We start from the raw sequence: 18,609 nt of genomic DNA, 5'->3' as shown, positions 1-18,609 counted from the left end.
CAATTTTAAATGGGGTAATAAAATGAAGAAAGTAACAATGTTTGTGTGGAATCATTTTACGAATGATGCAAGGGTCAATAGAGAATGTACTACTTTAGCTGAAACAGGATATAATGTTGATCTAATCGCAATAAATGACCCGAAAAACCAAATGATTACAGCTTATGAAGAAATATCTGAAAGGTTCAAAGTACATAGAGTAAAACGTTATCCTTGGATACTACAAGCTTATCAAGATTATGGAAAGAAATTTTTACTTGTAGTTGCAGGTGTTCAAATTGCTATAATACCAAGTTTATTTTATGTCAGCTTCACATTAATGTCTGCATATTTGATGTCTTTATTATTAGCGGCTGGAATGATTAAATTTAAAAAAGTGAGAAAGTGGTTTATAAACAGTGCGATTATCATAAGAATGATTGTAAAAGGCTATATACAAAATGCCGATATTTATCATGCTAATGATTTAAATACATTACCACAAGCAATTGTCTGCTCTAAATTGAGGTTTAAACCAAAACCACTCATTTATGATAGTCACGAAGTACAATCAGATAGAACAGGCTATAATAAAGAAAAAATTAAAAAGATTGAATCATATATGCTTAAATTTGTTGATCAAATGATTGTAGAGAATCATACAAGAGCAGCATATAACGAAAAAATATATCATTTTTATCCGAAGACTTTATATAATTACTCTGAAAAATATGATATTCAAGATAAAGCTAAAATAAATTTACACGAATTAATAGGTATTTCGAAAAATGAAAAAATATTACTATATCAAGGTGGATTACAACAAGGTAGAGGGCTTGAACTATTAATAGAAGCTATGGATCAAATAGAAGAAGGGCATTTGCTATTTATAGGCGGAGGTAAGCTAACACAATCGTTAAAAGATCAAAGTAAACAATCGGCTCAATCCTCTAGAATACATTTTCTTGATAAAGTTCCATTTCAACAATTACCTTCTTATACGAGAGAAGCTTATTTAGGTTTTCAAGTATTACAAAATATATGTTTTAATCACTATTCAGCTAGTTCAAATAAATTATTTGAATATATGATGGCACATGTACCAGTTGTGAGTTGTGATTTTCCTGAAATTCAGAAAGTTGTAGAAGAAACAAATACAGGAATTGTAATAGATTCACATAATGTAAATGAAATAGCAGAAGCAGTTAATAAACTTGTTAAAAACCCTCAATTAAGAAGTGAAATGAGTGAAAATACTAAAGTAGCTAAAGAAATATATAATTGGGAAAATGAGAAAGTTAAATTATTAGATATTTACAACGAATTCGCTCCATTAACTCGTGAAGATTATGAAACAAGTTTAATATAAATATTATTTAATAGAGATAATTACGCCATTAGTTGCATGTAAAGCTAATGGCGTGTTTTATTACCTTGAGTTTTATAAATAGAGGGATTACAATAATAGCATTAATGAATTATAAGTGGGGGCAAAAGTAAAGGTTATGTATATTAAAAAAAGTATAGAAAATGTTTGTAATTATATTAAGTCAGATAACAATAAGGAAGCAATGATATTATTAAGAGATATTGAAGCAAATCTCGTTAGATATGATTTTGAAATTATGGGTAATGGATTTTTACAATTTGCAGAATTATATAAAACAAAGAAAAATAGGAGAAAGGCAATTGAAATGTATCAGAAAGCTATTATTTATTTCAGAGAAACAAATAATACCGATAAAATAGCTGAAATAAGTAAAGACTTTGAAAATCTTATAATGTAATTGATTTACATAAAAAAACAGTCGCAGTTCTTATTAGTAAGAACTGCGACTGTTTTATTTATTTAAACTTAGATTTTTATTATAGGTGAGAGCTGTGTCCACCAACCATAACCCAATAAGTACCGATTACAATAATTAAAGTAATGATTACTGCGAAGAGTACTTTGAATGCAGTTGCTCGACCGTCTCGTCCTTCTGTTAAGTGCATAAACATTAACAATTGTACAAGTGCTTGAATAAAAGCAAATCCAACAATAATTGAAGTTCTTACTTGTAGAGACATGCCAGTGTATAACATAACGTAAACAGCTAACAATGTAAGTACAATTGAGAATATTAAACCGACTGTATGATTTACGACTGTTTTATTCATGATCCACTCACCATCCCTACAAGATAAACTAGTGTAAAGATAAAGATCCATACAACATCTAGGAAGTGCCAATATAAACTACCTATGAAAATTTTAGGTGCGTTATGTTCATTTAAACCACGTCTAGCAATTTGGATTAAAACTCCTGAAATCCAGAATATACCTACAGTTACGTGAAGTCCGTGTGTTCCTAGTAAAATAAAGAACGCAGACCAGAATGAACCTAATTGAGCTGTAACACCTTCACCTACATAATGGGTAAATTCATATAATTCAAATCCAACGAATCCTGCACCAAGTAAAACGGTAATAATCATCCAAATCATCATCATTTTAACATTTTCTTTACGCATAAAGTAAACAGCTATACCACATGTGTAACTACTTACTAATAGTAAGAATGTCATTATCATGACTAAAGGTAATTCAAATAGTTCAGGCGTTGAAGCGCCACCATAAGAACCACTTTTTTGTAAGACTAGGAATGTTGCAAATAATGTACCGAATAACGCAATTTCAGCAGTAAGAAAGACCCAAAATCCGAGTTTATTTAATTGGCCTGTTTCATTAACAGTATCAATTGTATTATGTTGCTCATTACTCATCTTTATTGTCCTCCTTTTCCTTAAGTTCTTGTTCGCGTAATTCGCGTAATTTTGCTTCGTTTTCTTCTAGCTCTTCAGCATGAATGTGGTAGCCATAGTCTTCTTGGAAACTTCTCCAAAACATACATGCTATAACTCCAATTAAGAATATAATTGCAGGTATATAAGTTTCAAATACTAAGAAGAAACCTCCGAATAAGAAACTAACTGCCATCCAGAATCCAACGTGTGTATTGTTAGGCATATGAATATCTTCATAATTTCTATTATCAAGATAATGTTTGCCATTTTGTTTCATTTCTACAAATGTTTCAGTGTCATACCACTCAGGTGTGATAGCAAAGTTATAGTGTGGTGGAATTGCTGATGCAGTAGACCATTCTAATGTTCTACCTAAGCCATCCCAGTTATCGCCTGTAGCTTCACGTTTTGCTCTACCGAAGCTGTATACTACGTTCCAAATTAATGCTAAGAATCCAATACCCATCAAGAATGCACCGATTGTTGAGATGAAGTTTAATGTGAACCATCCATCTTCAGGTACATATTGATATAGTCGACGAGGCATACCATCTAAACCTAATAGGAATTGTGGTAAGAAACATAGGTTAAAGCCTAATGTAAATGTCCAGAATAACCATTGGTTGATCTTTTCATTTAATTTGTAACCAAACATTTTTGGATACCAGAATATTAAACCAGCGAAACAAGCGAATACTACAGCTGCAATAATTACGTAGTGGAAGTGTGCCACTAAGAAATACGTATTATGATACTGATAGTCAGCTGCTGCCATTGCTAGCATAACACCTGTTACTCCACCTAAAGTAAAGTTAGGGATAAACGCTAAAGCGAATAACATTGGTGATTCAAAGGTGATTCGACCTTTAAATAGGGTGAATAGCCAGTTGAATATTTTAACACCCGTTGGTATTGCGATTAACATAGTTGAAATTGAGAAGAATGAGTTAACTAATGCGCCATTACCCATAGTGAAGAAATGGTGAACCCAAACTAAGAAACTTAAGAATGCAATACCGCCTGTTGCCCAAACCATACTTTGATGTCCAAACAAACGTTTACGAGCAAATGTTGGAATAATCTCTGAGAACATACCAAATGCAGGTAATACAAGTATATATACTTCAGGATGACCCCAAACCCAGAAGAAGTTTGCCCATAACATAGGCATACCACCATTTGCTATTTCAAAGAAGCTCGTTCCCATTAAACGGTCAAATGTCATTAAAGCAAGTGCGACAGTTAAAATAGGGAAAGCTAGAATAATTATTAATGACGTAATTAAAGTCGTTATTGTAAACATAGGGATTTCCATAAATTTCATTGATTTAGTACGTAATTTAAGGATAGTAACAAAGAAGTTAATACCTGTCATTAATGTACCAATACCTGCAATTTGTATTGCAATTAAATAATAGTTAATCCCAGTACCTGGACTGAAGTCAGTTGCTAATGGTGCATAGTTTGTCCAACCAGCAGCTGGCGCACCGCCAAGTACGAATGAAATATTGAATAATCCCATTCCTGCAGCAAATAACCAGAAACTCAAGTTATTTAACATAGGGAATGCAACGTCACGAGCACCAATTTGTAATGGAACAACCACGTTCATTAAACCGATTAAGAATGGCATAGCCATAAAGATAATCATGATTACACCGTGAGTTGTAAAGATTTCGTTATAGTGCTGTGACTCTAGTAATGTATTGTCTGGTGTCATTAATTGTAGACGAATAAGTAAAGCATCTACACCACCACGGAAGAACATTAGGATAGCAGAAATAATATACATAATCCCAATTTTCTTATGGTCGACAGATGTTAGCCATTCTGAATATAACCAATTCCATTTTTTATAGTAAGTTAAACCACCAACAACGCATATACCTGTTAATACAAGTAGAACTTGTGCCATTGTGATCATCCAGTCACTTTGGATGATGAGTTCATGCCATGGAAAATTCATTACTTGTCACCTCCATGGTTTTTATTAGAAGATTGTTTGTTACCTTTTTCATCTTCATTTTTTGCATCTTCTGATATTTTTTCCATTTCATCCATATGATGTTCTTCTTCTTTCTTGAATTCACTATCATATTTCTCGTTATTTTTAAGAATCATAGGTTTCATTCCATGACGTTCGTAGTTAGGGTTAGTAACCGTAACTTTACGTGGAGGGAGAACTGGTTTTTCAGTTACACCTTCACTTTCATCATAGAAGTTTGGATCTTTTGGTTCATAACGGTAACGTTTATAAGCATGGAAGATGTATTCTGGGTCTGCTGCTGGATCTACATATGCTAAGTGTGTTCCGCTATAAGTAAGTTCCTGATTCTTTGTTGTCGGAAGAATTTGATGATCAAATGTATCTTGATCTATTGTTTTACGTTTTTGCGATTTAGATACCCATTTATCGTAATCTTCATTACTTACTGAATTTACGTTAAATGTTTGTCTTGAGAAACCTTCACCATTAAAGTTTGAGTTTCTACCTTTGAAAGTACCTGTCTCATTTGCTTCTAAAGTCCAATCCATAGTCATACTTGTCATGGCATATTTTTGACCACCTAGTTGAGGTACCCAAAAACTAGTCATTGTATCCATTGACTGTAGCTTGAATAATACAGGACGGTTTTCTGGTATCGTTACGTGATTTACTGTTTCTACTTTTTCCTCTGGATAACTGAAGAACCATTTGAAACCAGCGCTCGTTGCATAAATAACGACAGGCTCGTCTTCTGATTTTGGTGCTTCTTCATAGTTATATAGAGATTTAACTGTAGGTACAGCCAATATCACTAATATGATAACAGGAATAATAAACCATACTGCTTCTAAAATGAGATTGTGATGCATTGTACCTGATGTTACATTTTTTGTTTTTCTATATTTAATGATAAATATTAAAAACAAAATTAAGACCACTACGACAATGAAGACCATCATAATAATTGAGAAAATAATTAAGAAATGTGAATCTTCCGCCATGGGTCCTTTAGGGTTTAATACTTCTAAGTTTGAACAACCACTAAGTAAAATACCTAGCGTTGACATGAGAAGTATTGACTTTAACTTTGCCACGTTTTTTACCTCCCATTTTCTATATACCTATATATATGGCTAGACCTTAATTTTAAAGGATTTATCCATATTTACAAGGCTATTTAAAGCCTTGTAAGCATTGTTTCCAATAAATGCATTGCTCTAGCTTTGATATGACGCTATTTAACCTAATTGTTAAATTTTTGTGTACTTTTTGAATTGAATAAGGAAATAATAAATTTTCCCTTTTTATTAATAATTTCAATGATTTTTCTTTAAATTTAGTAAAGTTTGTATATACAATTTTATATTATAAAAAACATAAATAAAAGAGATAAAAAAGAAAGACTTCTAATTTTTAGAAGTCTTTCTTTTTAGAATATTATTTTACTGTAATTGTTCTACCTTGTGCTGTAATATGTCCGTCTTTATCTGATACAGCGTAACCAACTTTATATTTACCTGGTTTATTTGTGTTAACTTCACCGCTTGTAACGATGTCTGAAGTTAAATCATCGCCAGAATTAGATTTTGCTTTAACATCTTTAAGTAAATCGAAGTCTTCACCTTTATTTACTGTAATATCTTTAACACCTGTTAATTCAGGTTTAGGTGCTAAGTCACCGTCGTTAACATACACGCCTCGTTTATACGTGTAATAGTAACCATCTGAATCTTTTACATGATAAGTAATGTATTGTAAACCTGTTTTTGAAGTGTCGATATCACCTTTAACAGTTACTTTATCAGTTATATCACCATCTTTTTTATCTAAAGCTTTAACGCCTTTCATAGGATCAAAGTTATCACCTTGATACACTAAGTCTTTAGTTGGGACAGTAATTAGTGGCATATTTTCATCTAAGTCTTTTTTAGAAGTTTCTTTATTAGATGCTACTTCTGCTTTTTCTTTATTTTTATCTTTAGAAGCTTTATCTTTTGACCCATTTAATGAACCTTCTTCTACTACATAAACATAGTGCCATTTCGTTCTATAAGCACCGTCAGAATCAGTAACTTTATATTGAACTTTGTATTTTCCTAATTTTGAAGTATCAACATCGCCAGTTACTTTTATTTTTTTAGTTAAATCTCCATCTTCTTTATCAAATGCTTTAATTCCTTTTAATAAATCATAGTCAGAGCCTTTTTCAACTACGTCGCCTTCAACACCTTTAATTTCAGGTAAGCTGTTTCCAGTTGCGTTTGCAGTTAGTGAAGGTGTAACAAGTGTTGCAGAAACACCTAAGACAGTTAATGATTGTATTAATTTATTCATCATAATATTATGTACTCCTTTGTTGTAAGGTTATAAGGAAAGGATAACATTTTTTTAAGTTGATTTCCTTATAGTTACAAGATTATCGCAAACTTGTAACATTTACATCGACCTTAAGACCGATATCTACTATTAAGGAGTGTAGAGTGTATCTTTTAGATTATTTTTGGGTACGATATCACTTAAAGTATATTGATCTAGCGTTTTGAGGTATTCATTTAATGCGTGGTGGAGTGCACCTTTGAGGCCACAATTTAGAGCGATAGGGCAAGTGTTCGTTTCCATATTGAAACATTCGACTAGTTCGAAATGTTCTTCTGTTTGTCGAACAAGTGTACCGATATTTATGTCTTCAGGTGATAGATTAAGCGTAATTCCGCCATTTCTACCTCTGACTGATTTTAAATAACCTAATTTAACAAGTTGATGAACAATTTTTGTTAGATGGTTCTTAGATATACCATAAAAGTTTGCTATTTCTTCTATTTGAGATTGTTTCTTTTGCTGAGCAAGGTACATGAGAACTCGTAATGAATAATCCGTATATTGGGTGAGTTTCATAGGTCAGACCTCCTTATAATATACTTATTATACTTATTATTTATAACTTTACCAACAATTCAGATTGAAATATAAAAATGACAATTTTGTAAACAAAATGATTATTTATTGAATTACATTGTGAAATTATCTACAATTAAAGATGTATTTAAAATATATCTTTAAGAGGGGGCCTTCTGATGTTATCAGAACAAACTAGAGAAATAGTAAAACAAACAGTGCCAGTATTGGAACAGCACGGAACTGAAATTACAAAAGTATTTTACACAAGAATGTTTGAAGCACATCCTGAATTATTGAACATTTTCAACAAATCTAACCAAAAACAAGGTAAGCAACAAACTGCTTTAGCACAAACAGTTTTAGCAGCTGCAAAACACATTGATAATTTAGGTGCTATCGTTCCTAATGTTAACCAAATTGCGCATAAACACCGCGCTTTACAAGTTAAAGAAGAGCATTATCCAATAGTAGGGGAATACTTATTAAAAGCTATTAAAGAAGTACTTGGAGATGCAGCTACAGATGAAATTATGAATGCATGGGAAGAAGCATATGGTGAAATAGCAAGTGTATTTATTTCAATGGAAAAAGAAATGTATGAAAAAGCAGCTTGGGATGGTTTCCAACCGTTTAAAATTACGAATATCTTAAATCAAGGTACGACAATGAAATCATTTGAAGTAGAACCAGAAGTTGCTTTAGAAATACCTGAATTAGTAGCTGGGCAATATATAACAGTGCGTGTGAAACCTGAAAATGATGAAAATCTAGCATTAAGACACTATTCACTTTATTCAGTTGAAAATGATGGAACATTAAAATTCGCTGTTAAAAAAGAAGGTACAGGAGAGAAAAAAGGTATCGTGTCACATGAATTACACGATAATACTTCTATAGGTGATAGTATTGAAATTTCAGCGCCAGCAGGGGACTTTAAAGTGAATTCAGAAGCTGGTAAAGAATTGTTATTATTATCTTCTGGTGCAGGTGTTACACCAATGCTTGCTATGTTAGAAGATGAAGCTAAAAAAGGAAGACAAGTACATTTTGTACATGTTAATGAAAGTGAAGCAGATGTTCCGTTTAAAACTGAGCTTACAGAAATTAACGAAAAATATGATAACGTCGATGTAACTTATCATTTGAAATTAAGAGACGGATATTTAACAAGTGATTCTTTACAACATTGGATTAATGAAAATACTGACATTTATTTATGTGGTGGTATATTATTTATGGATACAATATTCGATGAATTTGCTAAATTAAATATTAGTCAATCAGATGTTAACTTCGAACCATTCGGTCCAAAAATGAGTATTACAAACGTATAATACGAACAAAAGTGAATTAATTAAAAAAGCCTTAACCCAGTTGTAATCATTCTGTACAACAAAGCGTTAAGGCTTTTTCTTATTCTATATTATTTTTCCATTTTTCAGCTAACAGTGTGTTGTTTAATACCATTGTAATCGTTAATGGACCAACACCACCTGGTACTGGCGTAATAGCACTCGCAACTTCTTTTACTGCTTCAAAGTCTACGTCACCTTTCAGTTTTCCATTTTCATCTGGTGTGTTACCAACATCTACAATGACTGCTCCTGATTTTACTAAATCTTTTGTAACAAGATGTACACGGCCAACAGCACTAACGATAACATCAGCTTGCTTTAGAACTTCTTCTGTATTTGTTGATTTGGAATGTAATAAAGTAACGGTAGCATCTTGATCTGTTAATAATTTACTTACTGGTTGCCCAACTATATGACTTCTGCCTATAACAGCAACATTCTTACCTTTTAAGTCTATATCAGCATGTTTTAATATTTCCATTATACCTAATGGAGTACATGGAATAAATGTACGCTCACCAGTATATAATCTTCCTATGTTGATAGGATTAAAACCATCTACATCTTTATCTGGGTTAATGGCTTCTAGTACTTTTGCTTCTGATACTTGCTTTGGTAAAGGTACTTGAACTAATATACCACTCACTGAATCATCATTGTTTAAGCGTTCTAACTCATTTAACACTTCTTCTTCCGAAGATGATTCATCCATATGTACTATTTCAGAAATCATGCCAATTTTTTCAGCTGCTTTCTTTTTAGAATTAACATAACTCTGGCTCGCACCGTCATTTCCAACAAGAATAACAGATAGTTTAGGTACGATATTTTGTTCTTTTAATTTTTCCACTTCACTTTGTAGACCACTTCTGTATGCTTTTGCAATCTCTTTACCATCTAATATTTTTGCTGACATATAAATCCTCCTAAATTATAAATCGAACTTTAACATTGCTTACATAGTAAATTATGTCGTTAATACGAACATAAATCAAATATTTTTGTATAAAAATATAAAAATGTTCGTTTTTCCATTGAAAATAGCAAAATCAATTGTTATGCTATATCTGTAATATACACAATAAAACTTTAACATTTCAACTAATTGAAAGGGTGACAAAGATGAAAGTGGCAGTAATAATGGGTAGTTCTTCCGACTGGCCAATCATGAAAGAAGCATGTGACATGCTTGATTATTTTGGTATTGAATATGAAAAAGAAGTCGTGTCTGCTCATAGAACACCATTAAAAATGGTCGATTATGCTAAGAGTGCAACAAAAAATAACATAGATATTATTATTGCTGGTGCCGGTGGTGCAGCTCATTTACCAGGAATGGTAGCGTCATTAACGACTGCTCCTGTTATAGGCGTGCCAATAGAATCTAAAAGTTTAAAAGGTCTAGATTCTTTATTATCTATAGTTCAAATGCCAGGAGGTATTCCTGTTGCTACAACAGCTATAGGTAAAGCAGGTAGTAAAAATGCTGGCATTCTTGCAGCTAGAATGATAGGTATGCACGATAATAAAGTTAGACATCAATTAGTTAAATATGAAGAAAGTTTAGTTGATAAAGTGGAGGAAATGCAAAATGACTTATTATAACCTTGAAGCAGGTGACATGATAGGTATTGTAGGTGGCGGCCAACTAGGAAAGATGATGGCACAATCGGCACAAAAAATGGGGTTTAAAGTTGCAATACTAGATCCTGACGAGAATTGTCCAGCTCAATATGTAGCACATGAATTTATCAATGCGGCATATTCAGACGATTTAGCCCTTAAACGTTTAGGTGAAATTTCAAAAGTAATTACTTACGAATTTGAAAATATTGATGCACATCAATTAGAAACACTCTCTAACCAATTTAATATTCCTCAAGGAAGTGAAACAGTAGCTTTATTACAAGACAGATTAACTGAAAAACAAACATTACAAGAAGCAAACGTAAATATTGTTCCTTTTATAGAAGTTAAAGAAATATCTGATCTTGAGGAAGCTATTGATGAAATTGGACTTCCATTTATAATCAAAACGCGTTTTGGTGGATATGACGGTAAAGGTCAGTTAATTATACGTGAAAAGAGCGAACTAGAAGAAGCACGCAAATTAGTCACTGATACACCATGCGTTGTAGAAAAGTTTATTTCCCTTAATAAAGAAGTATCTATTACGGCAACACGTGATATATACAATCAAACAGTTTATTTTCCACTACAAGAGAATGAACATAGAAATCAAATATTATACAAAACGATTGTTCCAGCACGAGTAGATTTAGAAAACAAAGCAATAGAAGCAGTTAAAAAAATTATGACTAAGCTCCATTTTGTAGGAACTTTTACAGTCGAATTTTTTGTAACAAACAATCAAGATTTATTTGTTAATGAGATTGCACCGAGACCACATAATTCAGGTCATTATTCAATAGAAGCTTGTGATTATTCTCAATTCGATACACATATTCTTGCTGTGGCTGGATGGCACTTACCTAAGCAAATCTCATTATTGAAACCAGCGATTATGATGAATTTATTAGGTCAAGATGTGAACTTATTATATGAAACTTTTTACAAACATCCGGAATGGCACGTTCATTTGTACGGTAAAAAAGTAAATAAAACAAATCGTAAGATGGGTCATATCACAAAATTAACAGAAGACTTAAATAAAGATGAAGCGATGTTTAACAATTTGTTTGAAGGGCGGAACAATTAAATGACTCTATTATATGAAGGAAAAGCAAAAAGAGTTTTTAACACCGAGAAAGAAAATATTTTAAGAATTGAATATAAAGATGAAGTCACAGCTGGCAACGGTGCAAAAAAAGATGAAATGACTGGTAAAGGTCGTTTAAATAATCTTATTACATCTAAAATTTTTGGAATTTTGCAAACAAGAGACATCGAAAGTCATTTTGTTGAAAAACTATCAGATACGGAACAATTAGTAAAAGCAGTAGAAATATTTCCATTAGAAGTAGTTGTACGTAATGTAGCAGCTGGTTCCATTTGCAAAAGACTTGGTTTTGAAAAAGGACATCAATTTGAAAAGCCATTACTAGAATTGTTTTATAAGAAAGACGAATTAAATGACCCGCTTATTACAGATGACCATGTAGAACTATTAAATATTGCTACAACAGAACAATTAGAAGTTATTAAAAATAAGGCATTACAAGTTAACACAGTTTTAAGTGAAATCATGGAAGAAATGAATCTTTTATTAGTGGATTTCAAAATAGAGTTTGGGTATACAGCTGACGGCGAAATCTTGTTAGCAGATGAGATATCTCCAGATACATGCCGTATATGGGATAAAGATACTCATGAAAACTTTGATAAAGATGTATATAGAGAAGACACTGGATCATTAATTGATACGTATGAAACTTTTTATAATAAATTGGAGGAACTATAAAATGAAAAATATTGAATTGCACATTACATTACAAGGACAAGTTTTAGATACACAAGGGCAAGCATTGAATAGAGCTGTACACGATTTAGGTTATGAGCAAGTCAATAATATTAGAGTAGGTAAAGTAATATACATGACAGTTGAAGAAACAGATGAAGCAACAATCCATAATATCGTTAATACACTTAGTGAAAAATTATTTGCGAATACTGTAATTGAAGAATATAGTTTTAAAATTTTAGAAGATAAGGAGAACGCATAATGAAATTAGCTGTATTAGTCTTCCCAGGTTCAAATTGTGACCGCGACATGTACAATGCTGCTACACGTTCTGGAGTTGAAGCGGAGTATGTTGATTATAGAGAAACATCTTTAAAAGGTTTTGATGGTGTTCTGATACCAGGCGGTTTTTCATTTGGTGACTACTTAAGATCAGGAGCTATGGCTAGAGTTGCTCCAATTATAAAAGAAGTTAAAAGACTAGCAGAAGAAGGGAAACCAGTATTAGGTGTTTGTAATGGCTTCCAAATTTTAACTGAAATCGGATTATTGCCAGGTGCGCTTTTGCATAATGATGATCATTTATTCGTTAGCAGAAATGAAGAATTAACGATTGTTAATAATCAAACAAAATTTACGCATCAATATGATGAAAATGAAACAGTTGTATATCCAGTTGCGCATGGCGAAGGCCACTACTATTGTACGGATGAAATGTATGAAGAATTGAAAAAACATAATCAAATTATTTTAACGTACCAAGATAATCCAAATGGTTCATACAAAGATATAGCAGGGATTACAAATATAGAAGGTAACGTTTGTGGTATGATGCCACATCCTGAGAGAGCTATGGAAACATTACTTGGCTCAGATAGTGGTGTTAAGTTATTTCAATCTATGATCGAAAGTTGGAGGGAACAACATGTCTAAGTTTTTAGAACCGAGTATTAAAGAAATCGAAACTGAACATTTATATAGAGATATGGGATTAACGGATGAAGAGTATCAAAAAGTTATAAGCATATTAGGAAGAAAACCTAATTTCACTGAAATTGGTATTTTCTCAGTTATGTGGAGTGAACATTGTTCTTATAAACATTCTAAACCATTTCTTAAACAGTTTCCTACAACTGGAGAACGCGTATTAATGGGACCTGGTGAAGGTGCAGGTGTTGTAGATATTGGTGATAATCAAGCAGTAGTATTTAAAGTTGAATCTCATAACCACCCTTCAGCAATTGAACCTTATCAAGGTGCAGCTACTGGTGTAGGCGGTATTATCCGTGACATCGTATCTATCGGTGCTAGACCAATTTCATTATTAAATAGTTTAAGATTTGGTGAATTATCAAATAAAACAAACCGTAGATTATTTAGCGGAGTTGTAAAAGGGATAGGTGGTTACGGAAACTGTATAGGAATCCCAACTGTAGCTGGTGAAATTGAATTTGATGAAAGATATGATGGTAATCCTCTTGTTAACGCAATGTGTGTAGGTATTATCGATCACGATAAAATTCAAAAGGGTACTGCAAAAGGTAAAGGCAATCCAGTAATATATGTAGGTTTAAAAACTGGTAGAGATGGCATTCATGGTGCAACTTTTGCTTCTGAGGAATTGAGTGAAGCATCTGAAAGTAAAAGACCTTCAGTACAAATAGGCGACCCATTCGTTGGTAAAAAATTAATGGAAGCAACACTAGAAGCAATTACATATCCTGAGCTTGTAGGTATTCAAGATATGGGTGCAGCAGGTTTAACTTCTTCATCTTCTGAAATGGCAGCAAAAGGTGGTAGTGGTATTCATCTACATTTAGAAAAAGTTCCAACAAGAGAAGAGGGTATTTCACCATATGAAATGATGTTGTCTGAAACTCAAGAACGTATGTTACTTGTAGTTGAAGAAGGAACAGAACAAAAATTCTTAGATTTATTTGAACATCATGAATTAGATTCTGCAGTAATTGGAGAAGTAACTGATACAAACCGCTTCGTTTTATCTTATGAAGATGAAGTTTATGCAGATATACCTGTAGAACCTTTAGCAGACGAAGCACCTGTGTATATTTTAGAAGGTAAAACACCTAAGTATGAAACAAAAGATAATAAATACGAAGATATTGATGTAAAAGATGTATTTAATCAATTAATTAGTCATCCAACTATAGCTTCAAAAGAATTTGCTTATGAACAATACGATCAACAAGTTGGGGCAAATACTATACGCAAACCAGGTATTCACGCTGGTGTCGTTAGAGTAGAAGGTACTAAAAAAGCAATTGCTTCAACTATTGATGGCGAAGCTAGATATGTTTTCAATAATCCTTATGAAGGTGGAAAAATGGTTGTTGCAGAAGCGTATCGTAACCTGATTTCAGTCGGTGCAACGCCTTTAGCAATGACTGATTGTTTAAATTATGGTTCTCCAGAAAAACCAGAAATATATCAACAATTAGCTGATTCTACAAAAGGGATGGCAGAAGCTTGTGAAATACTCAAAACACCAGTAGTTTCAGGTAACGTTTCCTTGTATAACGAAACAAAAGGTACTTCAATATTCCCAACACCAGTTATTGGTATGGTTGGTTTAATTGAAGATGTAGAATATTTAAATGATTATAAACCTCAAGCTTCAGAACGTATTTATCTAGTAGGCGACACTGAAAATAACTTTGGTGGAAGTCAAATCGAAAAACTTCTATATAGAGATGTTAACCATGAACATTGTGAAATAGATTTAAATACAGAAGTACAAAGAGGAGAAACAATTAAAAAAGCAATTGTAGATGGGAAAGCGTCACATGTACAAGCATTAGGTAAAGGCGGAATCGCAATAGGCTTAGCTAAACTTAGCGCACACTTTAATTTAGGAGTTGAAGTTAATTTAGAACTTACAAACGCACAATTGTTTAGTGAAACACAAGGTCGATATATTGTCGTAGCAAAAGAAGGCGAAACAATAGATATCGATGGTGCAATTGAAATTGGTAAATTAACTGACGATACGCAATTTAAACTATCGAACCAAACTACACAATTAACTGTCGACGTGAAGAATATAAGGGAACAATTGAAAGGGGCAATTGGCCAATGCATGAAATCAAAAGTCTAAATGAGGAATGTGGAGTGTTTGGTATATGGAATCATCCAGAGTCAGCACAATTAACATATATGGGCTTACACAGTTTACAACATAGAGGTCAAGAAGGAGCAGGAATTGTTGGGTCAAATGGCAATGAATTAAAGGGTGAACGTGGTTTAGGCTTATTATCAGAAGCGATTTCTGATGCGCAATTAGAATCTTTCAAAGATTATAACCATGCAATAGGACACGTGAGATATGCGACATCTGGCAATAAAGGAATAGAAAACATTCAGCCATTTTTATATCATTTTTACGATATGAGTGTTGGCGTTTGCCATAACGGTAACTTAGTAAATGCACAAAGTTTGAGAAAAAAACTAGAAAAAGATGGCGCGATTTTTCACTCTTCATCCGATACAGAAGTGATTATGCACCTAATCAGACGAAGCAAAGCAACTGATTTCGAAGGAAGTTTAAAAGAAAGTTTAAACATAATTAAAGGCGGATTTACGTTTGCATTACTAACTAAAGATGCATTATATGGAGCAGTTGATCCAAATGCCATTAGACCTTTAGCGGTAGGTCGAATGAAAACTGGAGCTTATATTATAGCTAGTGAAACATGTGCAATCGATGTATTAGGCGCTGAATTTGTAAGGGATATACATGCAGGAGAATATGTTGTGATTAATGACGACGGAATAAGAGTAGAATCTTACACTAAACAAACCTCAACAGCGATTTCAGCTATGGAATATATTTATTTTGCAAGACCAGATTCAACAATTGCAGGTAAAAATGTTCATGCAGTCCGTAAAGAATCAGGAAAACGTTTAGCTGACGAAAGCCCAGTAAGAGGTGCAGACATGGTAATAGGGGTGCCAAATTCATCTCTATCTGCAGCAACTGGATTTGCTGAAGAAAGCCACTTACCTTATGAAATGGGTCTAGTTAAAAATCAATATGTCGCAAGAACATTCATTCAGCCGACACAGGAACTTCGTGAACAGGGTGTGCGTGTGAAATTATCAGCTGTAAAAGATATTGTTTACGGTAAAAATATAGTGCTCGTAGACGATTCAATTGTGAGAGGAACTACAAGTAAAAGAATCGTAAGAATGCTAAAAGATGCTGGTGCAAATGAAATACATGTACGCATAGCATCTCCTGAGTTTATGTTTCCGAGTTTCTACGGTATCGATGTTTCAACATCATCAGAATTAATTTCTGCTCACAAATCACCAGAAGAAATACGAGACTATATAGGAGCAGATTCTTTAGCATATTTAAGCGTAGATGGTTTGATTGACTCAATTGGTTTAGATTTAGACGTACCTTACAACGGATTATGTGTTGAAAGTTTCACTGGTGATTATCCAGCAGGCTTGTATGACTATGAAACACGTTATTTCGAAAACTTAAGTAAACGACAAAAAGAATATTTAAGTGAACACAAACAATACTTTGATAGAGAGGGTAATCTTAATGTCGAAAGCATATAAAGCATCCGGTGTTGATATTGAAGCAGGTTATGAAGCAGTTAATAGAATGAAATCTCACGTACAAAGTACGATGAGAAAAGAGGTACTTGGTGGTCTAGGTGGTTTCGGAGCAGCGTTTGATTTATCCCAATTAAATATGAAGAAACCAGTTTTAGTTTCGGGTACTGATGGTGTAGGAACAAAATTAAAATTAGCTATCGATAATAATAAACATGACACAATAGGTATAGATGCAGTCGCTATGTGCGTAAATGATATTTTAACAACTGGGGCAGAGCCATTATATTTCCTTGACTATATTGCAACAAACAAAGTAAATCCGGAAACGATTGAAAATATCGTTTCTGGTGTATCTGTTGCTTGTAAAGAAACAAACTGTGCTTTAATCGGTGGAGAAACTGCAGAAATGGGCGAAATGTATCATGAAGGTGAGTATGATATAGCTGGTTTCTGTGTAGGCGCAGTTGAAAAAGATGAATATATCGATGGCAGTAATGTGTCTGAAAATGATGTCATTATTGGTATAACTTCAAGTGGTATTCATTCGAACGGATATAGCTTGGTAAGAAACTTAATCAAAACAAGTGGTATTAATCTAGAGGACCAATTTGATGATCAACATAGTTATTTAGATGTGTTTTTAGAACCTACTAAATTATATGTAAAACCTGTACTTTCTGTATTGAATAAAGTGAAAGTAAAAGCTATGTCGCACATTACTGGCGGCGGTTTTATAGAAAATATACCAAGAGCTATTCCAGATAATATGGATGCAAATATTGATGTGAATACTTATAAAATTCCTAAAATATTTAAATGGTTGCAAGAACAAGGCGAGATTGATGCAACTGAAATGTATAACGTGTTCAATATGGGTATTGGTTTCGTATTAATAGTTGATCAAAATGATAAAGATGAAGTATTGAATACATTAAAAGAACAGAACGAAGAAGCTTACGTTATTGGGGAAATTACAAAAGGTTCTGGTAACGTGAATTTATCGGGGGTTCAATTATGATAAAAACTGCTATTTTTGCTTCAGGTAACGGTTCTAATTTCGAAAAAATTATGGAAAATATTGAATATGGTCATTTAAGTCATATCGAAGTTACTGCTTTATTTACAGATAATCCGAATGCATTTTGTGTTGAAAGAGCAAGAAGGTTTAATCTACCTGTATATATCATTGATCCTAGAACATATGATAATAAAAAGGAATATGAGGAAGCTCTAATTACAAGATTATCTCAAGAAAGAGTGAGTTGGATTATTTTAGCTGGTTATATGAGACTTGTAGGTCCAACTTTACTTAGTCAATATGAAGGAAAAATTTTAAATATACATCCTTCAATATTACCAAGCTTTCCTGGTAAAGATGCAGTTGGTCAAGCACTAGATTATGGTGTAAGAGTTACAGGAGCAACTGTACATTACGTAGACAGTGGTATGGATACAGGAGAAATTATAGACCAACTAAGTTGCCCAGTTTATCCAGACGATACAAGAGACACACTACAGCTGAGAATACAGAACTTAGAATATGAACTATATCCGCGCGTCATTAAAGAAATCATAAAATAAAGGAGTCTTTAC

At 33.0% G+C, this 18,609-nt stretch carries 19 protein-coding genes; 12 read left to right on the top strand and 7 right to left on the bottom strand.

From position 1 onward, the window contains the following. Positions 1 to 22 precede the first annotated feature (22 nt). Positions 23 to 1,348, top strand: a complete 1,326-nt coding sequence (locus LQ682_RS01765) for a glycosyltransferase (protein WP_239723775.1) — start codon at positions 23 to 25, stop codon at positions 1,346 to 1,348. Between the two features lie 136 nt (positions 1,349 to 1,484). Next, on the top strand, positions 1,485 to 1,766 hold the full coding sequence (locus tag LQ682_RS01760; protein WP_016999650.1) for a hypothetical protein: 282 nt from the start codon (positions 1,485 to 1,487) through the stop codon (positions 1,764 to 1,766). 79 nt (positions 1,767 to 1,845) lie between these two features. Here the strand turns inward: LQ682_RS01760 and qoxD are convergent, their stop codons facing one another. From qoxD to LQ682_RS01730, 6 genes are all read right to left on the bottom strand, one after another. Continuing rightward, complete coding sequence (qoxD, locus tag LQ682_RS01755; protein WP_016999651.1) at positions 1,846 to 2,139, bottom strand: cytochrome aa3 quinol oxidase subunit IV; 294 nt, start codon at positions 2,137 to 2,139, stop codon at positions 1,846 to 1,848. Further along, on the bottom strand, positions 2,136 to 2,744 hold the full coding sequence (gene qoxC, locus LQ682_RS01750) for a cytochrome aa3 quinol oxidase subunit III (RefSeq protein WP_016999652.1): 609 nt from the start codon (positions 2,742 to 2,744) through the stop codon (positions 2,136 to 2,138). Before qoxC ends, qoxD begins: the two co-directional genes overlap by 4 nt. Then, positions 2,737 to 4,731 carry a cytochrome aa3 quinol oxidase subunit I gene (qoxB, locus tag LQ682_RS01745; RefSeq protein WP_016999653.1) on the bottom strand — a complete coding sequence of 665 codons (1,995 nt, stop codon included), beginning with the start codon at positions 4,729 to 4,731 and terminating at the stop codon, positions 2,737 to 2,739. Before qoxB ends, qoxC begins: the two co-directional genes overlap by 8 nt. Next, positions 4,731 to 5,846: a cytochrome aa3 quinol oxidase subunit II gene (gene qoxA, locus LQ682_RS01740; protein ID WP_016999654.1), complete on the bottom strand. Its 1,116-nt coding sequence runs from the start codon at positions 5,844 to 5,846 to the stop codon at positions 4,731 to 4,733. Before qoxA ends, qoxB begins: the two co-directional genes overlap by 1 nt. Before the next feature lie 343 nt (positions 5,847 to 6,189). Beyond that, the gene (locus LQ682_RS01735; RefSeq protein ID WP_016999655.1) at positions 6,190 to 7,089 is read right to left on the bottom strand and encodes an immunoglobulin-like domain-containing protein; all 900 of its coding nucleotides are present in this window, start codon (positions 7,087 to 7,089) and stop codon (positions 6,190 to 6,192) included. Positions 7,090 to 7,218: 129 nt separating this feature from the next. Next, positions 7,219 to 7,647 (bottom strand): RrF2 family transcriptional regulator, encoded by a 429-nt coding sequence (locus tag LQ682_RS01730; RefSeq protein WP_016999656.1) that lies wholly within the window; start codon positions 7,645 to 7,647, stop codon positions 7,219 to 7,221. Between the two features lie 179 nt (positions 7,648 to 7,826). On the opposite strand from LQ682_RS01730, the gene LQ682_RS01725 reads away from it, so the two are divergent. Continuing rightward, complete coding sequence (locus LQ682_RS01725) at positions 7,827 to 8,984, top strand: globin domain-containing protein (RefSeq protein WP_064211315.1); 1,158 nt, start codon at positions 7,827 to 7,829, stop codon at positions 8,982 to 8,984. 79 nt (positions 8,985 to 9,063) lie between these two features. Here LQ682_RS01725 and folD read toward each other — a convergent pair whose 3' ends face one another. After that, on the bottom strand, positions 9,064 to 9,921 hold the full coding sequence (folD, locus tag LQ682_RS01720) for a bifunctional methylenetetrahydrofolate dehydrogenase/methenyltetrahydrofolate cyclohydrolase FolD (RefSeq protein WP_064205024.1): 858 nt from the start codon (positions 9,919 to 9,921) through the stop codon (positions 9,064 to 9,066). Positions 9,922 to 10,127: 206 nt separating this feature from the next. Between folD and purE the strand changes: the two genes are divergently transcribed. The 9 genes from purE to purN are packed head-to-tail and all read left to right on the top strand — an operon-like array spanning position 10,128 to position 18,597. After that, positions 10,128 to 10,610, top strand: coding sequence for a 5-(carboxyamino)imidazole ribonucleotide mutase (purE, locus tag LQ682_RS01715; protein ID WP_016999659.1), 483 nt, complete (start codon positions 10,128 to 10,130; stop codon positions 10,608 to 10,610). Further along, the gene (gene purK / locus LQ682_RS01710) at positions 10,597 to 11,724 is read left to right on the top strand and encodes a 5-(carboxyamino)imidazole ribonucleotide synthase (RefSeq protein WP_239723774.1); all 1,128 of its coding nucleotides are present in this window, start codon (positions 10,597 to 10,599) and stop codon (positions 11,722 to 11,724) included. Before purE ends, purK begins: the two co-directional genes overlap by 14 nt. After that, on the top strand, positions 11,725 to 12,426 hold the full coding sequence (gene purC / locus LQ682_RS01705) for a phosphoribosylaminoimidazolesuccinocarboxamide synthase (protein ID WP_016999661.1): 702 nt from the start codon (positions 11,725 to 11,727) through the stop codon (positions 12,424 to 12,426). A 1-nt stretch (position 12,427) separates the two neighbouring features. Continuing rightward, a complete protein-coding gene (gene purS / locus LQ682_RS01700) occupies positions 12,428 to 12,688 on the top strand; it encodes a phosphoribosylformylglycinamidine synthase subunit PurS (RefSeq protein WP_064205026.1) in 261 nt (86 codons plus the stop codon). Then, positions 12,688 to 13,359, top strand: a complete 672-nt coding sequence (purQ, locus tag LQ682_RS01695) for a phosphoribosylformylglycinamidine synthase subunit PurQ (RefSeq protein ID WP_016999663.1) — start codon at positions 12,688 to 12,690, stop codon at positions 13,357 to 13,359. Before purS ends, purQ begins: the two co-directional genes overlap by 1 nt. After that, positions 13,352 to 15,541 (top strand): phosphoribosylformylglycinamidine synthase subunit PurL, encoded by a 2,190-nt coding sequence (purL, locus tag LQ682_RS01690; RefSeq protein ID WP_239723773.1) that lies wholly within the window; start codon positions 13,352 to 13,354, stop codon positions 15,539 to 15,541. The genes purQ and purL overlap by 8 nt, the downstream gene beginning before the upstream one ends. Further along, positions 15,520 to 17,016, top strand: coding sequence for an amidophosphoribosyltransferase (gene purF, locus LQ682_RS01685; protein ID WP_239723772.1), 1,497 nt, complete (start codon positions 15,520 to 15,522; stop codon positions 17,014 to 17,016). The genes purL and purF overlap by 22 nt, the downstream gene beginning before the upstream one ends. Further along, complete coding sequence (purM, locus tag LQ682_RS01680) at positions 17,000 to 18,034, top strand: phosphoribosylformylglycinamidine cyclo-ligase (RefSeq protein WP_064211311.1); 1,035 nt, start codon at positions 17,000 to 17,002, stop codon at positions 18,032 to 18,034. Before purF ends, purM begins: the two co-directional genes overlap by 17 nt. Then, the gene (purN, locus tag LQ682_RS01675) at positions 18,031 to 18,597 is read left to right on the top strand and encodes a phosphoribosylglycinamide formyltransferase (protein WP_064205031.1); all 567 of its coding nucleotides are present in this window, start codon (positions 18,031 to 18,033) and stop codon (positions 18,595 to 18,597) included. The genes purM and purN overlap by 4 nt, the downstream gene beginning before the upstream one ends. Positions 18,598 to 18,609: the final 12 nt, after the last annotated feature.

The organism is Mammaliicoccus sp. A-M4, assembly GCF_022386955.1.
Taxonomy (GTDB): Bacteria; Bacillota; Bacilli; order Staphylococcales; family Staphylococcaceae; genus Mammaliicoccus; species Mammaliicoccus lentus.
The sequence above is the reverse complement of the archived record's forward strand: the minus strand, read 5'-3'. Positions and strand labels throughout refer to the sequence as shown.

Excerpts from the sequence above, each read along its gene's own strand:
- folD (WP_064205024.1), bottom strand. The coding sequence starts at position 9,921 with ATGTCAGCAAAAATATTAGATGGTAAAGAGATTGCAAAAGCATACAGA.
- LQ682_RS01730 (WP_016999656.1), bottom strand. The coding sequence starts at position 7,647 with ATGAAACTCACCCAATATACGGATTATTCATTACGAGTTCTCATGTAC.
- qoxD (WP_016999651.1), bottom strand. The coding sequence starts at position 2,139 with ATGAATAAAACAGTCGTAAATCATACAGTCGGTTTAATATTCTCAATT.
- purQ (WP_016999663.1), top strand. The coding sequence starts at position 12,688 with ATGAAATTAGCTGTATTAGTCTTCCCAGGTTCAAATTGTGACCGCGAC.
- purM (WP_064211311.1), top strand. The coding sequence starts at position 17,000 with ATGTCGAAAGCATATAAAGCATCCGGTGTTGATATTGAAGCAGGTTAT.
- purK (WP_239723774.1), top strand. The coding sequence starts at position 10,597 with ATGACTTATTATAACCTTGAAGCAGGTGACATGATAGGTATTGTAGGT.
- purC (WP_016999661.1), top strand. The coding sequence starts at position 11,725 with ATGACTCTATTATATGAAGGAAAAGCAAAAAGAGTTTTTAACACCGAG.
- purN (WP_064205031.1), top strand. The coding sequence starts at position 18,031 with ATGATAAAAACTGCTATTTTTGCTTCAGGTAACGGTTCTAATTTCGAA.
- LQ682_RS01735 (WP_016999655.1), bottom strand. The coding sequence starts at position 7,089 with ATGATGAATAAATTAATACAATCATTAACTGTCTTAGGTGTTTCTGCA.
- purS (WP_064205026.1), top strand. The coding sequence starts at position 12,428 with ATGAAAAATATTGAATTGCACATTACATTACAAGGACAAGTTTTAGAT.
- purF (WP_239723772.1), top strand. The coding sequence starts at position 15,520 with ATGCATGAAATCAAAAGTCTAAATGAGGAATGTGGAGTGTTTGGTATA.
- LQ682_RS01725 (WP_064211315.1), top strand. The coding sequence starts at position 7,827 with ATGTTATCAGAACAAACTAGAGAAATAGTAAAACAAACAGTGCCAGTA.
- purE (WP_016999659.1), top strand. The coding sequence starts at position 10,128 with ATGAAAGTGGCAGTAATAATGGGTAGTTCTTCCGACTGGCCAATCATG.
- qoxB (WP_016999653.1), bottom strand. The coding sequence starts at position 4,731 with ATGAATTTTCCATGGCATGAACTCATCATCCAAAGTGACTGGATGATC.
- qoxC (WP_016999652.1), bottom strand. The coding sequence starts at position 2,744 with ATGAGTAATGAGCAACATAATACAATTGATACTGTTAATGAAACAGGC.
- purL (WP_239723773.1), top strand. The coding sequence starts at position 13,352 with ATGTCTAAGTTTTTAGAACCGAGTATTAAAGAAATCGAAACTGAACAT.
- LQ682_RS01765 (WP_239723775.1), top strand. The coding sequence starts at position 23 with ATGAAGAAAGTAACAATGTTTGTGTGGAATCATTTTACGAATGATGCA.
- LQ682_RS01760 (WP_016999650.1), top strand. The coding sequence starts at position 1,485 with ATGTATATTAAAAAAAGTATAGAAAATGTTTGTAATTATATTAAGTCA.